We start from the raw sequence: 8,905 nt of genomic DNA, 5'->3' as shown, positions 1-8,905 counted from the left end.
TCCAACTAATGCAATCTACATTTAAGCCCTGGTAAGGTTCCTCGCGTATCATCGAATTAAACCACATGCTCCACCGCTTGTGCGGGCCCCCGTCAATTCCTTTGAGTTTCATTCTTGCGAACGTACTCCCCAGGTGGGTCACTTATCACTTTCGCTTAGCCACTCAGACCGAAGTCCGAACAGCTAGTGACCATCGTTTACGGCGTGGACTACCGGGGTATCTAATCCCGTTCGCTCCCCACGCTTTCGTCCATCAGTGTCAATATATTGTTAGTGATCTGCCTTCGCAATCGGTATTCTATGTAATATCTATGCATTTCACCGCTACACTACATATTCTAACCACTTCACAATAATTCAAGACTAGCAGTATCAAAGGCAGTTCTACAGTTGAGCTGCAGGCTTTCACCTCTGACTTACCAATCCACCTACGGACCCTTTAAACCCAATGATTCCGGATAACGCTTGCATCCTCCGTATTACCGCGGCTGCTGGCACGGAGTTAGCCGATGCTTATTCTTACGGTACCGTCAGCCACCTACACGTAGGTGGGTTTCTTCCCGTATAAAAGCAGTTTACAACCCATAGGGCAGTCTTCCTGCACGCGGCATGGCTGGATCAGGCTTTCGCCCATTGTCCAATATTCCTCACTGCTGCCTCCCGTAGGAGTCTGGTCCGTGTCTCAGTACCAGTGTGGGGGATCCCCCTCTCAGGGCCCCTATCTATCGTTGCCATGGTGCGCCGTTACCGCACCATCTAGCTAATAGAACGCATACTCATCTCTTACCGCCGAGGCTTTAATCCAAATAACATGCGAAATTTGGATTCCATGGGGTATTATTCTTCGTTTCCAAAGGCTATTCCCCAGTAAGAGGCAGATTGTATACGCGTTACGCACCCGTGCGCCACTCGTCAGCGAAAAAGCAAGCTTTTCCCTGTTACCGTTCGACTTGCATGTGTTAGGCCTGCCGCTAGCGTTCATCCTGAGCCAGGATCAAACTCTTCATCGTTAAATCTTTAAGTCCTAAGACTTATTTCTCTAACAACCGATAGGAATTCTCCGGTACTCTAAATGATCTATTCTCTTGTTATTACCAACCGTTTCCGGTCGGTATTTACGCTGTCAATTCAATATGTTAATGAACTTTTTCTCTTCGCTTTTTAACTCGTTTCCTCGTTAAGCGGGTGCAAATATAAAACCCTTTTTTTATTCCCACAACATCTTTGCAAAAAAATAATTTATTTTTTTTCGGTGCCTGTATATGGGAATGAACTCGACCCCTCTTTCCGGCACGATGCACCTCTTTAGGGGCCGCAAATATAAAACCCTTTTCATTACCACCAAATACTTTTAGGCTATTTATTTGTGAAATTTTATTCCAATTATATTAATTATTTGAAATACAGTAATCTATCATAAAAACTAATTTGAAATTTTATAAGAAAAAGTCCCAAACTAAACCAAATCGAATTGTAAAGTCCCTGTAAGGATGATTAGGAGCAGAGAAATAATCATAGCCTGTAAAAGAAGAATTGAAGTGTTCTGCTTTAAAGAAAATGCGTGTTTGCCTTACTTTTGCATTAATAAAAAAGTCTAGTCTTGGAAAACCACCAACCTTAGTTGAATTCTGAGTGTAGAATTCTGCCAATAAAGGATCGTACCCGTTCATATTATATTCTGTGAAATAATTGAATGTTACACCTGTTTGTAGCTGCATGGCTTTCTTAAAAATATGATCGGAATAATAAAGCGTATTTCTTGTTATAAAAGTTGGAACATTTAACACTTCTAAATCACTTAAAACATTTTGGTACATTATTGTATTATCTAAAGCAAAGTTGCCTACCTTAAACTCTCTTTGAACTTTTAATCTTAAATACTGTAATGAACTATTATACTGTTGTGGCTTAATTATTCTAACTCCATCACTATTGATTTCCTCTAAATTAAAATAAGTATAATTCTCTATATTGGAGATATCTAAAGACCCGTTGAAGAGTTTTTGAGATTGAATATTGAATCTTAACTGCTGAGTATTGATATTTTTAAACACATTTAAATTATACCAATTATAATTGGTATAATCACTTTGATATAATAAATAATTATAGTTTGGAAGTTTAGAACTAATATTGATACCACCAGAAATATCAATATTATCATTAAATTTTAACCCAAGCTCTGCATCAATATAATTTCCTACAAACTGGTCTGACAAATTCAAACTTGCTTTACTTTTTAAACTTATTGATTTAATGGTTTTATTGTATGATGCATCTAATCCTAAATAATTAGCTTTAATTCTATTTGGAATTAACTCATTTGGAAATAAAACCACGCTATTGTATCCGTAATTAACATCTGTATAGTTTATTCCGAAACTGATTTCACCTAAAACATTATTTATATAATCGACATAAAACTTTGTTTTGAAATCTTCAAGTGTAACTTTATCATTAATTCTACTTGTGAATGCATCCCCAAAGTAAGTGCTTGATGGTGCGTTTTGATAAAATTGGAAATATTTATCTTCAAAGAAAACTTCATTTACTACAGTAAGCCTATTATTACTGATAGAATCTTTTTTGTTAACAATATCATATGAATGATTTAAGAAGAACCGTTTACCTTCCAAAATGTTTTCTGCATTTTCAAAATTCATATCAAAAATAGATCTATCTAAAAACTCTTCATCACCAGATGTAAAATTTTCAATATCTTCATCTTTGATTCCACCATTCTCTTGGTTGAGCAAATCTTGCATTACAATATGCCCTTTTGCCTTATAACGCCTGTTTTTTGTTTGATAATTAGTCGTAACTCTAAAATTGCCTGTACTTGTTAATGCGTTTTGATAATTCCCTAGTGATCTTAAACCTTTATATGCGATAGAAAAATTAAATTGTTTTGCAAGATTTACTGTGAAAAATGCATCTAGCATCTGCCCTTGTTCAAAAGCTGTTTTATATGTAAGTCTTGTCCACGGTGTAGGTACCTCATAATATTTTGTTTCTTCATCTTCTTTATAATTGAAATGCCTAGCTCTTGCCCCAAATAAGGGGTTGGTTTGATAATTTATTGAATTAAAAGTTAGAGAATTATAGGTCTGACCAATATTAGCAAAAGGCATTAAACCAAAGTTATCTTTTTGTAAGTAATTGAATTTATAATCTTTTTGAATTGTTAAAGTGGTATCAACAATAGAAGTATCTACTTCAGTATTATATTGCAAATACATATCTATAGTAGCAATGTTTTTGAATCCACGCGAGCGTTTAACTGATGTTGAATCACTATCATTGAATAATGCATTATTTACTTTTGCAGTTGATCTATCTAACTTTCTTTGTGCTGACAGATATTGCATAGCAAAACAAGATAAAAAAAGAATTAGAATATTTTTATGCAATCGATTAAGCATATACTATTAACATGGTATAGGACTATTTATTGTTTACTTTGAGTATAACAAGAATTAGCATCTTATTTTTTTGCTAAAATACAATTTCGTTTCTTATTGGTTATCCCTTTAACTATAATATTAAAAAGTGAAAAAAGTATACAAGCTACTCATTCAAATTAAATTTATAATTTACTTTTTAATTTATTAAATTAGGCAAACAATTATATTTTTGTATCGCGTAATCTTTTGAGAAAACCTATTTCATTAGAATTTCCATTTTTAATTAATTATTAGATATAATCATGAGACAACTATTAATTTTCGCTTTATTTATTATTGTTATTTTTTCCTGTATCAATGACAAAACAAAATACAGTATAAAAGGTTCGGCAGTAGGATTATCTGATGGCACTTCTGTATATCTAAAAACTCTAAGTAAGGATGGGAGAGAACTTATGATTGATAGTGCTTCCGTAATGAATGAGAAATTTAACATAGAAGGCAAGATCGATGAGCCTACAATTCATTTCTTATCCACTTCTGATTCTCGCAGTCAACTAATATTTATGTTAGAAAATAGTGAAATAAACATTGATCTTGATACTAATAATCTTATGTTATCAAAAGTGTCAGGATCAAAATCAAATGAAGATTTTATGAGCTTTCAGGCAGGTATGGATTCTATTAGACAAGAAAGTAGAAATATAGTTCTTGCTTACAGGGAATATGGACTTTCAAATGAACAGAAAAAAGATTCACTTCATAAGTTACTTGAAAAGTCTAGTTTAGCCATGCAAGACTTTCCCCTAGTATATGCCAAAAGAAATCCAAAAAGCTATTTTAGTCTCAATCTAATTAACCTTGAGACAAACAAAACTAAAGTTGATATTGAAGGTTTTTATGAAGCATTTGAAAATTTATCAGATGATTTAAAAGGTACACCTAAAGGTATTATGGTTAAGAAAAAACTAGACTCTTTAATTTTGATTCACAAAAATTCTAAAATATAGATTTATTGGATTTTAATTAAAGTAATTAAAATTGTAAACAAACAAAAGTCCTTTCTCTCTTACTTTGAGAAAGGACTTTTGTTTTTTGAACAGCCAATTTTAAGGAATAATATAAAACTTAATTTATTATTAACTTATGAGAACTTGTTCTGCCACCTTCAGATATGTTAATCATATAAACACCTGCCTTTGCATTGTTTAAAGTAATGGTCTCATTGAATAATAATGATTCATTTCTGAATATCTGATTATGAACTAATCTACCTTGCACATCATATACATCAACTCTAACATCATTATTAGAATTATTCAGATTAGGCTCGAAACTAATTGTAAATTCACCGTTAGACGGATTTGGATGTAATGTTAATTTTCTGCCCAAATTATTTTCATCTACACTTAATGTTAGGTTATTTCCTGTTATTATTAAGGCAAAATCTTGACTCTGTGGATCAAAAGGTCCACCAACATTGCCTTGTAAGGTTCCTTTATGTGATACAGTTAAAGTATACGTACCTGTTACTGGAACATCTATATCAACTCTTTCGATGTTATCAACAGTGTTATCAGCCTTTGCATTTGAATACCCACTTCCTGCATCAAAATTAAGTTTCCAAGGCAAATATGTTGTAGTCCCATCTGAAATTCTTAAATCTAAATCGTTTACTAATCTTGGTGTTTGGTCATTATTAGATCCATTAGGAACAACCTGACCTGGCATATCGGTCCAACAAATAGTTGCAGACAACTTTTCACCTGCTTGTGCAGAAAAAGTAAAAGTATATGTTTCCCCTTGGCCTAATGTTAACTCATCAACAACAGCCTCAGAATTATTTGCTTGAGCAATTGTCTCAGCTGCCACTTTCGCATTTAAGAAACCCCAACCAAAAATAGGATCTGGACCAATTATATTGCTGTCATCAATTGCAGTATGACAAACCAAACCTTTCAATGTAGATGATCTCATATAATTACCATATAATTGATTGTAATATTGTTGCAATAAAACTAATGTACCAGAAGTATTTGGCGCTGACATTGAAGTACCTGAGAAGGTTGAGTATGTGTTATTTGGCGTAGTAGATAACAAATTAGTCCCATCAGCAGCGATATCAGGCTTAATTCTGAAGTCGTCTGTTGGCCCCTCACTACTACCACCATTAATTGTTAAGTTAAATATCTCATAATTACCACTGAATAAAGGTTGCTCAGTAATGGAAGGATTAGCATTTGCAATAACTAAATTGTTCTTTGCATTTTTATCTGTTGTTAATTTATCAAAACCTGGATACATCCCTCCAGAATAAGTCACATTTCCAGAATTACCTGCTGATGCAACAATTAAATATAAAGGATTATTGCGGGCAATATTATCGATGTCTCTAGCGTCTTGAGTGTAGGCTCCCATAAAAAAAGCATCTAATTGATTACCCCCTCCTTGATCGATAGGAACACCATATGAATGATTTGAAATAAGTATTGGATTGGTAGCATCATTTACTGCAACTACCATTTCTGATTCATCATTAGTCCAATTATACGACTTCACACTAACATTTGAAGCCATACCAATAGCATTTGGGTTTGTTCCTTTAGCAGCGATAGTTCCAGATACATGTGTTCCATGAGAACTTGTGCCAGTATCACCATCTATAACAACATTGTCTACTATAGTCATACGAGTACCTGTGCCACTTGTATTTTGAAACTCTACATGAGCACTATCTGCAGGACCTCCATCCCAAACACCAACAGTCATACCAGATCCATCCAAATTTAAACCAAGGCTACCTCCGTTCCAAAGATGTACAGTTTTTGTTGCTCTAGCTGCACTTAAATTGTCAGTAGATTTGTAAATAGGCTTACCATTAAAAACATCATAAATATACATTAAATTAAACCCATCATTAACTAAAGTTGCTTTTATTTCAGGATGGGATAAAAGATAAGCATTAACTCTCTCTATACGTTGATTTTCTTGATCGGTTAACTCTACGAGCAATTGACGATTCTCTTTAGATAAATTTGGATTTGAATCTTGAGAATAAGAGCTAATAACCAATAATAGCCCAATAGAAAGTAATAAATTCTTCATTTTCATCAGTATTGAAATTTTCTTTGCAATATACTTATATTTTGATTTCTTTCATAATTAGAAATTTTAAAAAAATCATAATAGAAATATAGCTAATAAAAAAAGACCATCATTTCTGATGGTCTTTTAGTATTTAATTAATTACTATTTAATTAATTGTAAAAGTTGCAGAGGCTTGAGATCCTCCAACCGTTGTATCAGCTACAAGAACACCACTAGATGAAGTTACACTGAATGTTGGTCCTCCATCACCATAAGAGTCATAAACTACAACACCATAGTTACCAGGGAGTAAACAATACTCAAATACTAACTGTGCGAAATCGTCAGCTGGATTATTGTAAGGACCACCAGACGCAATAACGGTAGGTGTACCTGACAAATCATAGATTTCCCATGTTGTTTCATCTGGCCAAGTGTCTAATGTCAATCTGAATTGAACTATAGAACCAGGACATAATTCTGCAACATTTAGTGTTATTGGCCCACTAATTGAAGTTCCTGTACCATCTTCAAATTCAATTATTAGTGATTGTGCATCAAAACCTAATGTATCATCATCAGTAACTGACACAGTTAAGACACCAACGTTAGAATTTGCAGGAATTGTAACAGATGAAGGAACAGAATAACTTGCTGTTAAGTTTGAATCATCACTAACCATAACGTTAAATGTTCTATCTGATCCTGTTTTATTTCCTGTGTAGACCATAATATCTTTTTGATCTGTACTGTTAGCATTTACTTGAAATGCTAATGCATCAGCTTCAAAAGTGACATAGTCTGAGCTTGTGCCAACTCCATTCTCGTCTTCACAACTGAATCCGATAAAGAGCATAGCTATTAAAAGGTATTTAAAATATTTGTTCATTTTTTAAAGAATTAGTTAGTTTTGACCGTTGATAAAAGGATTATCTTGAATCTCTCTTTGAGGTATCTCAAAAGTTAATCTATTATCGCTATGTTGTATACTCTCACCTACAAAAGATAAATGATTAGTACCTCTAGTGATAGTTGCTTGATTTCTCTTCATAGCAAAATATGATTTACCTTCACCCCAAAGCTCAAGTCTAGTTTGCTTATAAATCTCATCGATAAGAGCTTGACCACTCAATCCATTTAAATAAGATGTATCAGTGATTCTGTTATCAGCTAAAAGTTTAAGTGTTTGTCTTGCAGGACCATCTAAACCTTGTCTTGCCTGAGCCTCAGCTTCTAATAAAATCATTTCAGCATGTCTCATGTAAACATAATCTGCTTTTACATTAGTTGAAGTACCAAAAGGAACGCGATCAACATCATATTGCTTGAATAATGGTTGTAAGTAGTTACCACCTGCTCCATCAAAGAATTGGTCTCTTCTAATATCATCCATTCTCATACTATTATATAGACCTTCATCCATAGCTTTAGTATCACCTACTGCAGCATAGCTATAAGAGAAATAATCAATTTGTCCCCACCATGATACTAATCCTACACCAGAGTTTTCATTAATGTCAACACCCCACATCCAACTTGGGTTATTTACGTCATTAAATCCACCTAAAATTCCAAAAGGAGCAGCGGTTGGAGGCATTAACGTGGTACCAGATTCTGTACGTGCCTGATTTGCCATCGCAGCAACCTCATCCCATCTCGTTCTTTGCGCAGCAATAGCGTAAGCTAAGATACCTTTTGCAACAGATTGGTTAATCTGTGCTTTAGAAGATCTGTTGAAACCTTCCAATAATTCAATAGCTCTATTTAAATCAGTCTCAATTAAAGCATAAACTTCAGCTGCTGTTGATTTAGGTTGAGGAGTAGGAGTTGCCTCATTATAAATTGGCAGAATCGGTTGGTTTGGATCATAATCATCTTGAAATAACTGAGCCAACATAAAATAAGAGTGTGCTCTAGATGCTAAAGCTTGACCTAATAAAGCTCTTACATCAGGGCTTTCTGGATCTGCTTGAGGACCACCTAAATTACCCATAGCTAAGTTAGCATTCAATATTTGTCTGTAGTAATAAGACCATACCTGGAAGTTATCTCCAAAAGTAAAATCTTGAGTACCTTGCATTTCTGTTATAGAGGATCTGTACCATCCATAAACACTACCAGATAATGCCATGTCACTACATAACATATCCATAAAAATATCATTACTCTTTTGTCCGAAATCATCATGACCCGTAGTACCACCAGAGAATTGAGTGAACATAACAGTATAAATACCATCAATAGATCCCGCAATCAAATCTGGGTTTAAAGGTGCTGCATCTGACAACTGACTTTCAGTAATAAATTGACTTGGTTCTCTTTCTAAGAAGCTGTCATTACAACTTTGAAAACCTAATAGGACGCATCCTATACCGATTAATTTTAATACATTTTTTTTCATATCGCTTTTTTTT

The 8,905-nt window shown here is 33.9% G+C and carries 5 protein-coding genes and 1 rRNA gene (1 of these 6 running past the window's edge); 1 reads left to right on the top strand and 5 read right to left on the bottom strand.

Translation table 11 applies throughout. The annotated features are described in order from the left end of the window. Both ACPX19_RS07715 and ACPX19_RS07710 read right to left on the bottom strand, forming a co-directional pair. A 16S ribosomal RNA gene (locus tag ACPX19_RS07715) occupies positions 1 to 1,010 on the bottom strand; it reaches 516 nt to the left of the window's first position. 426 nt (positions 1,011 to 1,436) lie between these two features. Next, on the bottom strand, positions 1,437 to 3,368 hold the full coding sequence (locus ACPX19_RS07710; RefSeq protein ID WP_426429434.1) for a putative porin: 1,932 nt from the start codon (positions 3,366 to 3,368) through the stop codon (positions 1,437 to 1,439). Positions 3,369 to 3,706: 338 nt separating this feature from the next. Here ACPX19_RS07710 and ACPX19_RS07705 point away from each other — a divergent pair, with 338 nt between their 5' ends. After that, the gene (locus tag ACPX19_RS07705; RefSeq protein WP_426429433.1) at positions 3,707 to 4,414 is read left to right on the top strand and encodes a DUF4369 domain-containing protein; all 708 of its coding nucleotides are present in this window, start codon (positions 3,707 to 3,709) and stop codon (positions 4,412 to 4,414) included. A gap of 118 nt (positions 4,415 to 4,532) precedes the next feature. On the opposite strand, the gene ACPX19_RS07700 is transcribed toward ACPX19_RS07705, so the two are convergent. From ACPX19_RS07700 to ACPX19_RS07690, 3 genes are all read right to left on the bottom strand, one after another. After that, a complete protein-coding gene (locus tag ACPX19_RS07700; protein ID WP_426429432.1) occupies positions 4,533 to 6,509 on the bottom strand; it encodes a S8 family serine peptidase in 1,977 nt (658 codons plus the stop codon). Positions 6,510 to 6,657: 148 nt separating this feature from the next. Beyond that, on the bottom strand, positions 6,658 to 7,380 hold the full coding sequence (locus ACPX19_RS07695) for a hypothetical protein (protein ID WP_426429431.1): 723 nt from the start codon (positions 7,378 to 7,380) through the stop codon (positions 6,658 to 6,660). 15 nt (positions 7,381 to 7,395) lie between these two features. Then, positions 7,396 to 8,892, bottom strand: coding sequence for a RagB/SusD family nutrient uptake outer membrane protein (locus ACPX19_RS07690; protein WP_426429430.1), 1,497 nt, complete (start codon positions 8,890 to 8,892; stop codon positions 7,396 to 7,398). Between the last annotated feature and the right edge of the window lie 13 nt (positions 8,893 to 8,905).

The sequence above is a fragment of the Winogradskyella sp. HB-48 genome (assembly GCF_049942685.1).
Taxonomy (GTDB): domain Bacteria; phylum Bacteroidota; class Bacteroidia; order Flavobacteriales; family Flavobacteriaceae; genus Winogradskyella.
Note: the sequence above shows the minus strand (reverse complement) of the source record. Positions and strands in the feature narration are given on the sequence as shown.